This window comes from Rossellomorea sp. GQ25 (assembly GCF_059758515.1).
Window position 1 is genome coordinate 79,054 of record NZ_JCAXEQ010000008.1, and the last position, 13,492, is coordinate 92,545.

Annotated in this window: 18 protein-coding genes; 14 read left to right on the top strand and 4 right to left on the bottom strand. The window is 39.3% G+C overall.

Annotated elements, in window-relative coordinates; genetic code table 11:
- The first annotated feature begins 1 nt into the window (after position 1).
- The 3 genes from AC6CIB_RS20675 (at position 2) to AC6CIB_RS20685 (ending at position 1,338) form a co-directional block, all read left to right on the top strand.
- The gene (locus AC6CIB_RS20675) at positions 2-244 is read left to right on the top strand and encodes a YlbE-like family protein (protein WP_044337507.1); all 243 of its coding nucleotides are present in this window, start codon (positions 2-4) and stop codon (positions 242-244) included.
- A 91-nt stretch (positions 245-335) separates the two neighbouring features.
- Positions 336-731, top strand: a complete 396-nt coding sequence (locus AC6CIB_RS20680) for a hypothetical protein (RefSeq protein WP_498283896.1) — start codon at positions 336-338, stop codon at positions 729-731.
- A 160-nt stretch (positions 732-891) separates the two neighbouring features.
- Positions 892-1,338 carry a YlbF/YmcA family competence regulator gene (locus AC6CIB_RS20685; RefSeq protein WP_498283898.1) on the top strand — a complete coding sequence of 149 codons (447 nt, stop codon included), beginning with the start codon at positions 892-894 and terminating at the stop codon, positions 1,336-1,338.
- A 69-nt stretch (positions 1,339-1,407) separates the two neighbouring features.
- On the opposite strand, the gene AC6CIB_RS20690 is transcribed toward AC6CIB_RS20685, so the two are convergent.
- Positions 1,408-1,722, bottom strand: coding sequence for a hypothetical protein (locus AC6CIB_RS20690; RefSeq protein WP_498283900.1), 315 nt, complete (start codon positions 1,720-1,722; stop codon positions 1,408-1,410).
- 424 nt (positions 1,723-2,146) lie between these two features.
- On the opposite strand from AC6CIB_RS20690, the gene AC6CIB_RS20695 reads away from it, so the two are divergent.
- Positions 2,147-2,422: a YlbG family protein gene (locus AC6CIB_RS20695; RefSeq protein WP_498283902.1), complete on the top strand. Its 276-nt coding sequence runs from the start codon at positions 2,147-2,149 to the stop codon at positions 2,420-2,422.
- 85 nt (positions 2,423-2,507) lie between these two features.
- On the opposite strand, the gene AC6CIB_RS20700 is transcribed toward AC6CIB_RS20695, so the two are convergent.
- Positions 2,508-2,897 carry a DUF7147 family protein gene (locus tag AC6CIB_RS20700; RefSeq protein WP_498283904.1) on the bottom strand — a complete coding sequence of 130 codons (390 nt, stop codon included), beginning with the start codon at positions 2,895-2,897 and terminating at the stop codon, positions 2,508-2,510.
- Positions 2,898-2,996: 99 nt separating this feature from the next.
- On the opposite strand from AC6CIB_RS20700, the gene AC6CIB_RS20705 reads away from it, so the two are divergent.
- From AC6CIB_RS20705 to coaD, 4 genes are all read left to right on the top strand, one after another.
- The gene (locus AC6CIB_RS20705) at positions 2,997-3,311 is read left to right on the top strand and encodes a hypothetical protein (protein WP_498283906.1); all 315 of its coding nucleotides are present in this window, start codon (positions 2,997-2,999) and stop codon (positions 3,309-3,311) included.
- Positions 3,312-3,398: 87 nt separating this feature from the next.
- A complete protein-coding gene (locus tag AC6CIB_RS20710; RefSeq protein WP_498283908.1) occupies positions 3,399-4,808 on the top strand; it encodes a hypothetical protein in 1,410 nt (469 codons plus the stop codon).
- A 263-nt stretch (positions 4,809-5,071) separates the two neighbouring features.
- Positions 5,072-5,644: a 16S rRNA (guanine(966)-N(2))-methyltransferase RsmD gene (gene rsmD / locus AC6CIB_RS20715; RefSeq protein WP_498283910.1), complete on the top strand. Its 573-nt coding sequence runs from the start codon at positions 5,072-5,074 to the stop codon at positions 5,642-5,644.
- A 15-nt stretch (positions 5,645-5,659) separates the two neighbouring features.
- A complete protein-coding gene (gene coaD, locus AC6CIB_RS20720; protein ID WP_149155417.1) occupies positions 5,660-6,157 on the top strand; it encodes a pantetheine-phosphate adenylyltransferase in 498 nt (165 codons plus the stop codon).
- An 88-nt stretch (positions 6,158-6,245) separates the two neighbouring features.
- Here coaD and spoVV read toward each other — a convergent pair whose 3' ends face one another.
- Positions 6,246-7,466 carry a dipicolinic acid transporter SpoVV gene (gene spoVV, locus AC6CIB_RS20725; RefSeq protein ID WP_498283912.1) on the bottom strand — a complete coding sequence of 407 codons (1,221 nt, stop codon included), beginning with the start codon at positions 7,464-7,466 and terminating at the stop codon, positions 6,246-6,248.
- Between the two features lie 177 nt (positions 7,467-7,643).
- Here spoVV and AC6CIB_RS20730 point away from each other — a divergent pair, with 177 nt between their 5' ends.
- Both AC6CIB_RS20730 and AC6CIB_RS20735 read left to right on the top strand, forming a co-directional pair.
- Positions 7,644-8,423, top strand: coding sequence for a patatin-like phospholipase family protein (locus AC6CIB_RS20730; RefSeq protein WP_498283914.1), 780 nt, complete (start codon positions 7,644-7,646; stop codon positions 8,421-8,423).
- Positions 8,424-8,428: 5 nt separating this feature from the next.
- Entirely contained in the window at positions 8,429-9,472 is a 1,044-nt protein-coding gene (locus AC6CIB_RS20735) for a SepM family pheromone-processing serine protease (protein WP_498283916.1), read from the top strand.
- A 36-nt stretch (positions 9,473-9,508) separates the two neighbouring features.
- Here the strand turns inward: AC6CIB_RS20735 and AC6CIB_RS20740 are convergent, their stop codons facing one another.
- A complete protein-coding gene (locus tag AC6CIB_RS20740) occupies positions 9,509-10,720 on the bottom strand; it encodes a nucleotidyltransferase (RefSeq protein ID WP_498283918.1) in 1,212 nt (403 codons plus the stop codon).
- A 238-nt stretch (positions 10,721-10,958) separates the two neighbouring features.
- Here AC6CIB_RS20740 and AC6CIB_RS20745 point away from each other — a divergent pair, with 238 nt between their 5' ends.
- The 4 genes from AC6CIB_RS20745 (at position 10,959) to AC6CIB_RS20760 (ending at position 13,375) form a co-directional block, all read left to right on the top strand.
- Positions 10,959-11,501, top strand: a complete 543-nt coding sequence (locus AC6CIB_RS20745; protein ID WP_498283920.1) for a YceD family protein — start codon at positions 10,959-10,961, stop codon at positions 11,499-11,501.
- A gap of 64 nt (positions 11,502-11,565) precedes the next feature.
- Positions 11,566-11,739, top strand: coding sequence for a 50S ribosomal protein L32 (rpmF, locus tag AC6CIB_RS20750; RefSeq protein ID WP_044337494.1), 174 nt, complete (start codon positions 11,566-11,568; stop codon positions 11,737-11,739).
- 132 nt (positions 11,740-11,871) lie between these two features.
- Positions 11,872-12,630: an enoyl-CoA hydratase/isomerase family protein gene (locus AC6CIB_RS20755; RefSeq protein ID WP_498283922.1), complete on the top strand. Its 759-nt coding sequence runs from the start codon at positions 11,872-11,874 to the stop codon at positions 12,628-12,630.
- Positions 12,631-12,751: 121 nt separating this feature from the next.
- Positions 12,752-13,375, top strand: coding sequence for an RsfA family transcriptional regulator (locus tag AC6CIB_RS20760; protein ID WP_498283924.1), 624 nt, complete (start codon positions 12,752-12,754; stop codon positions 13,373-13,375).
- Positions 13,376-13,492: the final 117 nt, after the last annotated feature.

A 13,492-nucleotide genomic window follows, 5' to 3' on the forward strand; every position in this document is an offset into this window, starting at 1 on the left:
GATGCGAGCAGACATTATTGAGTATATTTATGCCAAAGAAGATCTGAAATTATTTTTAAGAGATCAGCCGCAGTGGTATCGGACACTTTCTCGAAATCCAAATGAATTAGAGAAATTCGAAATTGCGTCGATTAACCATTTTCAAAAAACGATTCCTCATCGAGTACAAAAATTCTCGAACGGAGTCCAAATGGCCTCCATGATGATCAGTATGTTCCAATCAATGAATAGTGCCGATAGTTGAGGCACTATTTTTTTGTGAGGAAGTCACAAAAAAATGTTGAGTAAAATGCGAAACGGTTGGGCAAGGCTATTAGTAAGGAGTGGTGTACACGATGAAGAAAATCATTTTTCTATCCATTGCGTTACTTATTTTTTTAAGCGGCTGTAAGGAAAAAATGCCTGAACCGGAAAGCTTTACTTTCACTAAAAAAGTTGAAGCTGCGAAATCTGAGCAAAAACCTCTTTCCATCAAACACATGGTACAAGGAAGTCAAGTGTATATTGAATGTATCGTTCCCAATGTAACATTCACATCAGAAAAAAGCGGAGCGAAAAAAGGAAAGATCGTCGTTCGTTCAAATACCGGCAATTTGTATAAGGAGTATCATACAGCCGCCTTTGTTGTAAAAGGATTACCGAAAGGTGTGCATCTTCTCAACGTTGAAATAGTAGGGACGAATAACAAACCTTTAGGGATGAAAAAGCAGTTTTATGTGACGATTCAATAATAATGGTTTTTAAATGTCCGTCGTGAAAAAAGTTTTTTACGGCGGTATTATATTTGGGTTAATACATCATTGGATAAAGTGGGTAAATCCAAAAAATTCAATTTGCATATTCGCTTCCTTACGTGAAACGTGTTAAAATATCGTTACGGAGGTGAGCGTTATGCTTGCTACTATAGAAAGAATGGAAATATTGGATTCAGCTGACGAATTATCTCAGTTGATTTTAGAATCTGATGTGGCAGAAAATTATCGTAAGTCTTTATATAAACTTCGCAACAATTCTGAAACTCAACGAAAAGTACAAACCTTTTCGCGAATGAAAGAAAGTTACGAAGAAGTTCAACGCTTCGGTCGTTACCACCCGGATTACAAAACCATCATGAAAGAAATCCGTGAAGTGAAAAGAGAAATGGACCTTGATGAGAATGTAGCGGAGTTCAGAAGAGTGGAAAACGAGCTGCAAGATCTGCTTGATCAAGTGAGTCTGTTAATCGGACATTCCGTGTCTAAAAATGTAAAGGTTCCTTCAGGGAATCCTTTCTTCTCAAGCGGAGGATCCTGCGGGGGAGGCTGCGGATCTGGCGGAAGCTGCGGTTGTTCAGCCTAATCATATGAAAAGAAGAGCGGACGATATGTCTGCTCTTCTTTTCATTTTGTGGAGATTAATACTTCTTCCTTACTGTCTTAACCGAACACAATCCACGCAGAGGTTCCCACAGCAAAACATTTTTTCCTGGGGGACATAGAACCGATGCCGATATACATACAATGATTTTTCTTCCCTAAAGAAAATCGTATCAGAATGCAGTCTCTTTCCTCGCATCGCTCTAGCCGACCATTTTTTAATGGAGTACTCGATGTCACTTTTCTCTTTCTTGGATCGTATATAGATAAATGGGATGCCTGCGCTCCATTTCACATGCGCATCTTCAATCCCGTCCTCTTGTCGAAGTTGATCGATAAAAAAGTTCCAAATCACATTCAAGTCCATGGTGGCCCCCCGTTCATATCCTAAGTATATAGTATCCACTTTACCCAATTTTGAATAAAAGTGTGCATATTGTCCGGTCGATAGATATGCTCCACGGGCCTGCCCAAGCCGCCTCCGCTTTTCGTATTGTCCAGCTCCAGGGCTTAGAGGCTCGAGATCATAAGTTAAACATACCAAAAAGGTAAAGGACGCCTTTCCGGTATGTTCGTCTTATGCTTGTCGCCTCTGAGCAAAGCCCCTCCGCTTTTCGTATGGCTAGTCCCTCGAGGTCACAACTGAAAAATCCCATAAGGCAAAAAGCGCCTTTTGGGATTTCCCAGTTGTGCTTGTCGGGCCTGCCCAAGCCGCCTCCGCTTTTCGTATTGCTAATTCCCATATTTTTGTGCTAGACTTATAAAAAAGTGATTCCTAGAGGGGAAACTATATGTTAACGCAAAGACAAGGTTTAGTTGTTTGGTTACATAGTTTGAAACATGCCAAGTCCCTGAGGCGATTTGGGAATGTTCACTATGTTTCGAAGAAAATGAAATATGTTGTACTTTATTGTAATCAGGATGAAATCGACACGGTTATGGAAAGAATAGCTGCCTATTCCTACGTAAAAAAGGTAGATCCTTCTCATAAGCCATTTATAAAGTCTGTTTTTGAAAATTCCCGCCCGGATAAGGCAAAGGAATATGATTACAAAATGGGGTTTTAATGTTTGCTGCCAAAGAGTGTTGTTTTGGCAGCTTTTTTCTTAGGGATAAAAGCTCCCTTACAAAAAGCTGCACGATAAACATCCTTTATTGTAAAGGCAGTATATAATGATTTAATCGCAGTATCGCGATCAGGTGCTGATAGTACAATGCTTTTTCCGGATAGAGAGTGGAGGGTTTTACATCCATTTGGATGATGACCCTGTCTAATTTCTCTGCCGTTTCTTCAAAAAGGGAGTAGCGCTGGTTTGGTGTAATATTCGGATTTGGGATTCCTTCCCGGCACACGTAGATTGCTTGGAATTTGCCCTGTTCAGTAGGTTTCATCACAAGAGCAAGGGATGATACGGCCCGATCCTTTACAATAGTATGAAATGCCATCATATGCTGTAATCGCTCTTTATTGGCTTTTGCAAGCTCCATTAGTTCATAAATATCTGAATATCCTTCTCCTAATTCAATAAAACGTTGAATCATTGATTCAATCTCCTTTTCTTACCGAGTTTATCAATTCCTTATTATTTCAAACATATAGTGATAAGTAAAGATTCAAAATAACTTATAGGGGTGATCGTGATGATATGGTTATTTCTATTTATCGTCCTGGGATTATCATGTTTGTATGTTATTGGCGGGAGATATGAAACAAAAGAAATTGAAATAAAGAATAGTGATTCTTTTATCGTGACAGCAATATTGTCTACACTGGCGGCTCACGGAATTCTATCTCTGGTAGAGGAGGATGAATTGCAGGAATCTACTCTTCAAGATTTACAAGAAACTCTTCTAAGTAATGGCTTGGTGGATAAAAGTGAATGGGATCAAATGCTTGCAGATCATTTAAACCATTCATCTTTTTCCGCAGATAGTAAAGATCTGGATTTTGGTTAAATGATTGGAAATAATCTAAAAATATTCCACCGTTAGCTGCCGGAATCTGCTATCTTATTAGTAACAGCCGAAGTTAAGGAGTATAGTATGAAACGCATCCTATTTACATTTGGTCTACTTATGATTTTGATTAGTTCAAGCATTCTTTTCTTTCAATGGATGGGATTCAGAACAGAAAGTGCCGAAGAGTCTGGGACTGTAAAGGTAAATCAATATTATTCCATCACGCATGAAGAAAACACATTCTTTGTTACACAAACCCTTCATTTCTCATCACCAATCCCTAAACAAATAACAATAGAATGGCCAAGTGATGCAAGGGATTTTTCATGTGTAAATGACAGAGGGGAAAATTGTTTAACGAAAGAACACGGGAAATTCCAATTAAGTAATCTCTATAAAGATCTTAAGGAGATCACGATTACCTATTCATTCGAGCAGCCGACTAAAACAAAAGGTATGTTAGTGAAAGATTGGCACCCTGCACTTTCTTCTATTGAAACGTTAAATACAGATATTCACATAACAGAAAAGAGCTTGAGGAGTGGAAAATGGGTAGCAGGTTATAAATCTTCCAGCCATAAAAAAAAGAATTATATCGATTATTATTCTTTCATTGGTCGGGGTGAGCCTTCCGCATTATATTGGACAGGAGATCGGTTGATGGAGAAAGCGTCATCTACAGTGAGAATGCTATACGACAGGACCGACATAAAAGAGGTTGAGGCAGTCTCCCTAGGCTCCTTTGAAGGATTTGTTACCGCTATCATCACGAACAAAATAGAGCCCTATGATTCGCCATATTTGATTGTGAGGAACACAGCGGAAAAAGGGCTGATGAATGAACTGAAAGGGAGCTTACTGTATCAACAGTATTTTTCCACTGATGAAGAGGCTTGGCTTAAAGAATTTATCGTTAGCATCCTTTTGGAAAAACAACCGCACACTTCAAAATCTGCATGGGCCTACAAAGAAGTAATGGAAGGACTGACCTCTTCCCAATTGGATACATTTAAACGGAAGATGGAAGAGTACAAGTCCAAATCGGTGGATGCAACAAAATTAGATATGATTTTAGGAAAAGTTACAGGCTTTGACTCTATATTTTTTACTGAAAGTGTAAAAGGAAAAGAGAATGTCCCAATGATTCTTAAAACCAATAATCCTGTACTCATCAACAAAAAAACACATAACTTGTCTTATATTTCGTATAAACAGAAAGAACTTATTCAATTTCCACAAGCAGTGAAGGCTTTGGGGCTGGACATTAAAGAGATAGAGCCAAACGTATTTTTCACATCGTTGAATGGAAATACATTCAGATTTTATGTGAATGAAGATTATTTTATTTATAATGAAGAAAATTACGGCTTATTAACGAATCCCGTCCAAACGATTGGGGGTTCCATTTATATGGATGTTCACTGGTTCGAGAAATTGTTCAAGGTGGAAGTGATGAAGGAGGAAGTTTCCACTAGAGATGATGAAAGAAAGTAAAAAGCCCTGCAGAACTTTCTGCAGGGTCCTTCTATATCCATTTCTGGAAAGAAGGCAAAGGGAGAGGAGAAACCGGAGGAAGAACTTATGGGGAATCGTAAGTCTTCTCCGCGGTTGGCAACAACATCAGTTAGGATGCTGTTACTTCCATTATCACCTATCAAAATGATTTTATACATGTTTTGGAACAATTTCAGTATGTAGCGATATCTGTCGAGATATGATAGGATAGTGAAGAAAAAATACATATATGGTGGATGATTATGAGAGTAATATCAGGTACGTTAAAAGGTAGGCCGTTGAAAGCTGTTCCTGGCAGTGGTACACGGCCGACAACAGATAAGGTAAAAGAGTCTATATTTAATATGTTAGGTCCCTATTTTGAAGGGGGGACAGGATTGGATTTATTTGCAGGAAGCGGTGGACTCGGAATAGAAGCCCTGAGTCGTGGTCTTGATTCTGTGATTTTCGTGGACCGTGATGCAAAAGCATTTCAAACCATTAAGGCAAACCTCCAGGATTGTGACCTAGTGGAGCAAAGCGAAGTGTATAGGAACGAAGCAACGAGGGCGTTAAAGGCCATTTTAAAAAGAGAGATAACCTTTGATTATATATTCCTGGATCCTCCTTATAAAAAGCAGAAGCTTCAACAACTCCTGGAATTCATAGACGAGCACAATCTTCTAAATGAAAGCGGTTACGTCATATGTGAACATGGCTCGGATATTACACTGGGAGATAGAGCCGGGGGCTTGGAGAAAGTAAGGGAAGAAACGTATGGAATCATAAGAATTTCCATTTTTTCAAGGAGAACGAAGGAAAGAAACGACAAATAGCTAGGGGGTACTATAATGACGAGCATTGCAGTTTGTCCGGGTAGTTTTGATCCCATTACATATGGACATTTAGATATTATTACACGGGGTGCGAAAGTTTTTGATCAAATTTATGTGGTGGTCTTAAATAACTCTTCTAAAAAACCACTATTCTCTGTAGAGGAAAGAATTGAATTGATTCGTGAGGTTACAGGGGACATTCCAAATGTGGTTGTTGATTCTTTTCAAGGGCTCTTAGTTGATTACGCAAAGAAAGTGAATGCGAAAGCAATCATTAGAGGTTTACGTGCGGTATCAGACTTTGAATATGAGATGCAGATTACGTCAATGAACAGGGTTTTAGAAGATGATATCGAGACGTTCTTCATTATGACGAATAATCAATATTCTTTCTTGAGCTCGAGTATAGTAAAAGAAGTGGCTAAGTATGGAGGCAACATATCTGAATTAGTGCCGAAACGAGTGGAAGAATCGTTAAAGGAAAAATATAGTGATTTAAATAAGCCTGAATAATAAATGAGGTTGATCCAAGTGTGTAGACGTTACCATTCTCATGTTGTGAGAAGTATATTGTCATAGGCAAAGGGATCAACCCCATTCTTTATTTAGGCACTTGTCTTCTTGTATACAGAACTATATAGAGAATCAAACTGATTATCGTGATCACTGGACCTGCTGTCTTAAACCAATACAGCATTTCCGTCCAGAATGCATTATTTTTCATGGCGAATACAGGTATGGCATTGGATAGCTGCTCATCGGAAAATTTCTCATATATAGGTTTCCAAATAATGATGGTCGTGATGGACGCGGATATTCCATGAACAAATCGGGCATAGAAAAAGGGTTTGAACCGAATATCAGTTTCTGCTAATATACTTGCCACTTGAGCTTGGACACTGAATCCACTGAACCCCAATATAAAGCTTGTAATAATGGCTTGCTGAAGCAGAGTAGCTTCATTTACTCCGCTTGTCAGCTTTGACCCTAATGTGATTTCAAACAAGCCTGAAATAAAAGGAATGCTTAATTGCTCTGGTAATTGGAGCAGAATAAATAGAGTTGAAAAGCCTTCTGCAAAAAAGGTCGTAATATGGAGATGATAAAGCATTTTATTAATGACCGAAAATAAGATAATGAAACCACCGATCATCAGTAAAGTTTGAATGGAAGAGGTGACAGCATCTCCCAAAAGTTTCCCTATAGGGCGCTTATCTTGCAGTCTTGTGCGATGAAGAGCAGAAAAGGCTTCCCGTATGATAAAGCCTTTTTTCCCGGATGACCGATTTCTCAATTCTTCCTTTTCTTTTCCACCATAGAATCTCATGACGACACCTACACAGATGTTCCCAATATAATGAGCGGCGGCTAAAACAATTCCGAGGGTAGCATTTTGGAAGAACCCAACCGACACAGCTCCGAATATGAATAAAGGATTGGAAGAGTTCGTGAAGGAAACAAGGCGTTCCGCTTCCAATTTCGTGATCTGTTCTTCCTGTCTAAGACGGGCCGTCAGTTTGGCTCCCGATGGAAATCCTGATGCCATTCCCATTGCCCACACAAACCCGCCGACCCCAGGGACCCGGAATAATGGTCTCATCAAGGGTTCTAGTATGACCCCGATAAATCTGACTACACCAAACCCAATCAACATTTCAGACACGATGAAAAATGGCAATAACGAGGGAAATACGATCTCCCACCACATATCTAATCCCCGTATGGACGCCTCAAGAGATTCTCCCGGCATTATGATGAGAGATGCCGCAAATAAAGTTACGCTCATCGATACAGCCAAGGTTTTGATTTTCGACTTGAACAACCGGACTTCCCCCTCTTTTGAAATAAGTTCCTTCTATATCAATTCCTTGTGAAATGGGAAAAGAATGATAAAATGGGATTAATTCAACTTGTCCTCATATTATTCAATATACTCATACATAATTGAAATAGACCATATGATGAAATGTACCGATAACTCGGGAAAAGGGGGAAGGGCATGGACAGACCTAAAATTGGATTGGCCCTCGGCTCGGGTGGCGCAAGAGGATTTGCACATTTAGGGGTGTTAAAGGCATTTGATGATGCAAAGATCCCTATAGATATGATTGCAGGAAGCAGTATGGGTGCTCTTGTGGGGTGCTTTTATGGGGTAGGGCATAAAATGGAAGACCTTTACAAACTTTCCACCACCTTTAGAAGAAAATATTATTTAGACTTTACCGTTCCGAAGATGGGCTTTATTTCGGGTAAAAGGATAAAAGAATTCATTCAGCTTTTTACACATAATAAAAATATCGAAGATTTAAATATTCCCATAAGTGTTGTTGCCACAGATATTACAAATGGTGAAAAAGTGGTGTTTACGACCGGACCTGTTTCAAGTGCGGTGCGGGCAAGCATTGCGATCCCCGGTATATTTGTACCTGAAAGAATAAACGGCCGCTTACTAGTGGACGGAGGAGTCATTGACCGGGTACCCGTTTCGGTTGTTAAAGAGATGGGTGCTGATATCGTCATCGGAGTCGATGTATCTCATGTGAAAAGGAATGCTGAAATCACAACGATTTATGATGTGATTATGCAAAGCATCGATATCCTTCAATTAGAAATCGTCGCTCACCGTGAATTTGCTTCTGACTTTATGATCAGACCTCATGTAGAAATGTATAGCACCAGAGCCTTTAAAAATATTGATGAAATTATCGATATGGGGGAGGAAGAGGCGAAGAAGGTTATTCCTTCTATTCAGAAAGCTTTAGATAATTGGAAGGAGTAAAAAGCATGAAAACGAAAACATTAATCAGAACCTTAGTCATCATGACCATTATCATGGTTGCAACATCCTTTTATTATCTTCCCTTTTATGTAACGAAGCCGGGAGGAGCCCATGAACTGGATCCGATCGTAGAGGTGAAGAATGGCTATGAGGACGAAGGTGAATTAATGCTTACAACCGTTAGGATGGGAAGAGCAAATATCTATGCTTATCTTATGGCAAGCTTAAAAAAATACGAATATATCTTTCCGGTAGAGGAAATTAGAAGTCCTCATGAAAGTGACGAGGAGTATAATCTTCGTCAATTGCACCTTATGACTGACTCTCAAAATCATGCCATTGAAGTGGCCTTTAAAAAAGCGGGTAAACCCTATGAATACACATACAAAGGTATATATGTATTGAATATTTATCCATCCATGCCAGCAGAAGAAGTCTTGATGCCTGGTGATCGAATAACTGCCGTTGATGGTAATACATTTCAATCCTCGGAGGAATTCATTGAATATGTCAGTAAGAAGAAAAGTGGGGATAGCGTAAAGATTACCTACGTTCGTGATAAGGAAGAAATGGTTGAAACGATTTCCTTGGAGGCTTTCCCTGATATGCCGGATAAAGTTGGTCTTGGAATTACGCTAAGTGACGATAAAGAAATCAAAACCGACCCGCCGGTGGAACTGGATACTGAAGAGATTGGTGGCCCATCCGCAGGATTGATGTTTAGCTTGGAGATATATAATCAACTAACGAAGGATGACATTACGAAGGGTCATTCTATTGCGGGGACCGGGACGATTTCCGAAAATGGGGAAGTTGGACGCATTGGTGGTATAGAGCAGAAGGTCATTGCTGCTGACAAAGAAGGTGCAGAATATTTCCTTGCTCCACATGAAAACGTTACAAAAGAAATGAAAGAAAAGTATCCTGAACTTGAATCGAATTATACTGCTGCCAAAAGAACTGCTGAAGACATTGGTACTGATATGAAGGTAATACCTGTGAAAACATTTGATGAAGCATTAGCATTTTTACAAACATTAGCAAAATAGTCAAAGAGGCTGCCTTAGGTCAGCCTCTTTCAATTTCTATATCATGACAGGTGGTTGAGACCATTCCTGATGATGCAATTTTTTTCGGGCTGCTGCATTTTTCAAACCTAATGAAAATATTTCAGCGGCTCTGACATCTAATTCTATATCGTTTTGATTTGCGCTTGAAAGCTTACTGATTAAAGGCAAGGGCATTCCTTTTTTCTTAGAATGGAGAAATTCCCTTCCCCTTTTATTCATTCCAAGCAAGCGGATATAGCTTGGAGAGATGTGTCTGCAACGCATCTCTTCCTTGCGTGTATTCGTTAGAATATGAAGGAGCATTCGTTGAAGGCGTGTCCATGTATAGCGCTTTGTCTTAAGCTTCGTCATGAATTCTTCAAAGGAAGTCGAGGTTTTAACACACTCCATCATCCGATTTTCTATTCCTTCTTCTATTTCATATATCTCCTTCAGTTCCTCTTTGGACGACGAAAGAAGCTTATACTGCAAAATCGTCCAATAATTTTCCCAGCGATGGAATCCTCCATACTCGAGTTGGTACTGAGTTAACTGATCAACAGATGTCGACGGGAGATAAGAATCAATCTTATGTTCACCCTCGCTGCTGAATATATTTTTCCTTATGCTTGTTGCACTTGCAATTGAAGGAGAAGAGAAGTGTTGATCATGGTACCCCGCAGCTTCCCTTGTAATGGTGTACGCTTTTAGTGACGAGTGAATCTGGTTTCTCGCTTCCATATAATGAAAGCCAAGTATATTATTCGGTTTACTTAAATCGATAACGGACTCTCCGTTCCCTAACGTTTGAAAGGCTTTAGCAAGAGCGGAAGGATAGCTCATGCCTTCCTGGATAAACCCACTTATATATGTATTGTATCGCTCCCGATTTGCTTCAATGAATACGACCGTTTTCTCGAAAGTATCAATATCCCCATCCTCGCTGCCGAAACAAAAACTCTCGCAGCCTATGGAATCAAGGAGTGAAATGGCTCCTCTCGAGAAAATTTCAGCATGCTGAGTGGCAAAACAATAGGGAAGTTCAATCACGATGTCAATCCCTGCTTCTAAAGCCATTTTGGTGCGGGACCATTTAGAAACCAGCGCAGGCTCTCCACGCTGCAGGAAATGCCCACTCATAACCGCAACCACTATATCAGCACCAGTTGCTCTTCTCGTTTCCCTTAAATGATGTAAATGACCATTATGAAAGGGATTATACTCTACTATTACTCCTGTTGCTTTCATGAAATTCTCCACATCCTTTTTAAGTCAAAACTATCTGCTATATAGATCATTATATAAGGAATGATATAGATTCTCTCCTTTTATGACATATTCATAACTAATATTATAAAATATTTGAAAGTCCTTATATTTAAACGTTATAATTACAACACTATGGTTGTAAAGAGTGTAAAGAAAAAATATTGACAAACGGTATTATGAAAGCTATAATTACCTTTGTTGCCTTGAGGTGATTACATTGAAATGGTCAATAATACAATTACAAAAATTTAGAGACAAGGGACTTTCCATTGAAGAAACGATTAATTTGGATGAATTGAAAGAAATCGATCCCCAAATTATAGAAGTCTCACCTATTCGAGTGTCTGGAAAGGCAGATATCGGTTCAAACCGCGTCACTTTCCATCTCCATATAGAAGGAAAGTTAGTATTACCTTGCTCAAGAACCCTTGTGGATGTTGATTTACCAGTTGACATTAAAACGATTGAAACGTATCTTCTAAATGAAGCTGATTATGATCAGTATGAGGAAGAGGAAGTACATCGTATTCAAGGTGATGTTATTGATTTAAAACCTGCTATTAGAGAATTACTATTACTTGAGATTCCGATGCAAGTAATCAGTGATGAAGCGAGAGAACAAGATGAGATGCCTTCTGGTAAGAACTGGGAAGTACTGACGGAAGAACAAGCTTATCAAGTCGAGCAAGAGGAAGAGAAGAAAGTTGATCCTCGTCTCGCTGACTTAGCAAAACTTCTTGATCAAAACAAGAAATCTTAAAAGCGAAGTACCAGTTCGACTGGCTTCATAATGAGTATTAATCTCTTTTAAGGAGGTGGGAAGAATGGCAGTACCTTTTAGAAGAACATCTAAAACAGCAAAAAGACAACGTCGTACACACTTCAAACTACGTGTACCTGGTATGGTAGCATGCCCAAACTGTGGTGAAATGAAACTAGCACACCGTGTTTGTAAAGAGTGCGGAACGTATAAAGGTAAAGAAGTTGTAAACAAATAATATTGTTTACATCGAAAAAAGCGTGAAAGAGGCCATGGCTCTTCACGCTTTTTTTATTGTCATTTTTAAGAAATGCCTGTTCATCCCTTACAGAAAATCATACACTATAAGTAAGACAGGAGGGGTCTAAAATTGGGAGAATATATAATACATATGAACAAAGAAGGAATACTGCAGTTTATCATCAACCGCCCCGAGAAACGGAATGCAGTCAGCTATGAAATTATGGAGGGGCTTGAAAAAGCTTTAAATGAGTGTATTTATAATGATCACGTGAAAGCGCTCCTATTAACGGGAACTGGTGATCGGGCTTTTTGTTCCGGCGGGGATTTAACTCAATTTCATAACCTTAAGACAGAGAGTGAAAGTTATGAAATGCTCAGTAAAATGGGGGGACTCATTACGAGGCTTGCCTTTCTGCCGAAACCAACCATCGCCTTTATAAATGGAACGGCAATTGGCGGCGGATGTGAGATCGCAACCGCATGTGATTTTAGAATTGCTAAAAGAACTGCGAAAATGGGGTTCGTCCAAGGGAATCTTGCCATTACCACTGGATGGGGAGGGGGAACCTTACTTCTTGAAAGGATTTCAGTGTCAAATGCGCTTTCACTACTGATGACAGCGAGGATAGAAGAAACAGAATTCCTTCATGATATAGGATTCGTAGATGAGTTAGTTGATGACATTATGCCAATCCATGAAATTCCCCTCATTAAAATGATCTCATTGAAATCAGAAGGGGTATTGAAGGCATATAAGCAGCAACTCCTTGAAAGATGGGATAAAAAAAGAATAGAAGAGAATATCATGAAGGAAATAAGGCAATGTGCTAAGCTCTGGGCAAGTGATGAGCACCACAAAGCAGTGGACAAATTCTTTAACAAATAGGAACAGGTGATAAGCGACTACCTGTTTCTTTTTGTGTGCTTAAAAAAATAGTGGTGCTTATTCTATCTTCTCTAGTAAGAGCATATGTATGGATAAACTGGATCTTACAGGGGGGATGGAAATGTCTTCGAATAGACAGGATGCATGGAGTCAAGATGAAGATGTGTTGTTAGCGGAGGTGGTATTACGTCACATACGAGAAGGCGGTACCCAGCTTCAAGCATTTGAAGAGGTAGGAAGAAAACTATCAAGAACATCAGCAGCTTGTGGCTTTCGTTGGAACTCATTTGTTCGCAAACAATATAAATCTGGAATCGAACTTGCTAAAAAACAGAGAAAGCAGTCTAAGAAATATTCTCCAATCGTTAAGGCAAACGAAGAAAAGCAGGAAGTGCCGAAACAACAAGTTGAGAGTTCCTCAGAGCATGAAGTTCAGGAAGTGTTTTCAATGGGCAACATGATAAATTATCTTCAAAAAGCAGAGGAAGCTGTTCGAAATGAGGGAAAAATAAGAAATGAAAATACTCAGCTGCACGGACAAATCTCTCTATTGAAAGAGAAGCTTCAAGAGGTTGAAGAGGAGTTGAAAGAATACGAAGCAAAATTTAATCTCCTCGAAGAAGATCATAAGTCATTATTAGCTATTTTTGAAAAAGCAAGGAAAATGGCTCTATTGCAAGGAAATGAAGACAAGGTGAAGTTTCAAATGGATAAAAACGGAAACCTTCAGCGGTTGAATAAATGAAGAGGAAAATAGGCTGGCTAAAGAATATCTTTAGCCAGCCTATTTTTAGTTACCTGTAATTAGGTGTTTAGTATGCTTGTCGCCTCTAGACGAGCCGCCTCCGTTTTAGTTCTCATC

Coding starts and splice junctions, on each gene's coding strand:
- AC6CIB_RS20675 (WP_044337507.1), top strand. CDS start 2: ATGCGAGCAGACATTATTGAGTATATTTATGCCAAAGAAGATCTGAAA.
- AC6CIB_RS20680 (WP_498283896.1), top strand. CDS start 336: ATGAAGAAAATCATTTTTCTATCCATTGCGTTACTTATTTTTTTAAGC.
- AC6CIB_RS20685 (WP_498283898.1), top strand. CDS start 892: ATGCTTGCTACTATAGAAAGAATGGAAATATTGGATTCAGCTGACGAA.
- AC6CIB_RS20690 (WP_498283900.1), bottom strand. CDS start 1,722: ATGGACTTGAATGTGATTTGGAACTTTTTTATCGATCAACTTCGACAA.
- AC6CIB_RS20695 (WP_498283902.1), top strand. CDS start 2,147: ATGTTAACGCAAAGACAAGGTTTAGTTGTTTGGTTACATAGTTTGAAA.
- AC6CIB_RS20700 (WP_498283904.1), bottom strand. CDS start 2,897: ATGATTCAACGTTTTATTGAATTAGGAGAAGGATATTCAGATATTTAT.
- AC6CIB_RS20705 (WP_498283906.1), top strand. CDS start 2,997: ATGATATGGTTATTTCTATTTATCGTCCTGGGATTATCATGTTTGTAT.
- AC6CIB_RS20710 (WP_498283908.1), top strand. CDS start 3,399: ATGAAACGCATCCTATTTACATTTGGTCTACTTATGATTTTGATTAGT.
- rsmD (WP_498283910.1), top strand. CDS start 5,072: ATGAGAGTAATATCAGGTACGTTAAAAGGTAGGCCGTTGAAAGCTGTT.
- coaD (WP_149155417.1), top strand. CDS start 5,660: ATGACGAGCATTGCAGTTTGTCCGGGTAGTTTTGATCCCATTACATAT.
- AC6CIB_RS20730 (WP_498283914.1), top strand. CDS start 7,644: ATGGACAGACCTAAAATTGGATTGGCCCTCGGCTCGGGTGGCGCAAGA.
- AC6CIB_RS20735 (WP_498283916.1), top strand. CDS start 8,429: ATGAAAACGAAAACATTAATCAGAACCTTAGTCATCATGACCATTATC.
- AC6CIB_RS20740 (WP_498283918.1), bottom strand. CDS start 10,720: ATGAAAGCAACAGGAGTAATAGTAGAGTATAATCCCTTTCATAATGGT.
- rpmF (WP_044337494.1), top strand. CDS start 11,566: ATGGCAGTACCTTTTAGAAGAACATCTAAAACAGCAAAAAGACAACGT.
- AC6CIB_RS20760 (WP_498283924.1), top strand. CDS start 12,752: ATGTCTTCGAATAGACAGGATGCATGGAGTCAAGATGAAGATGTGTTG.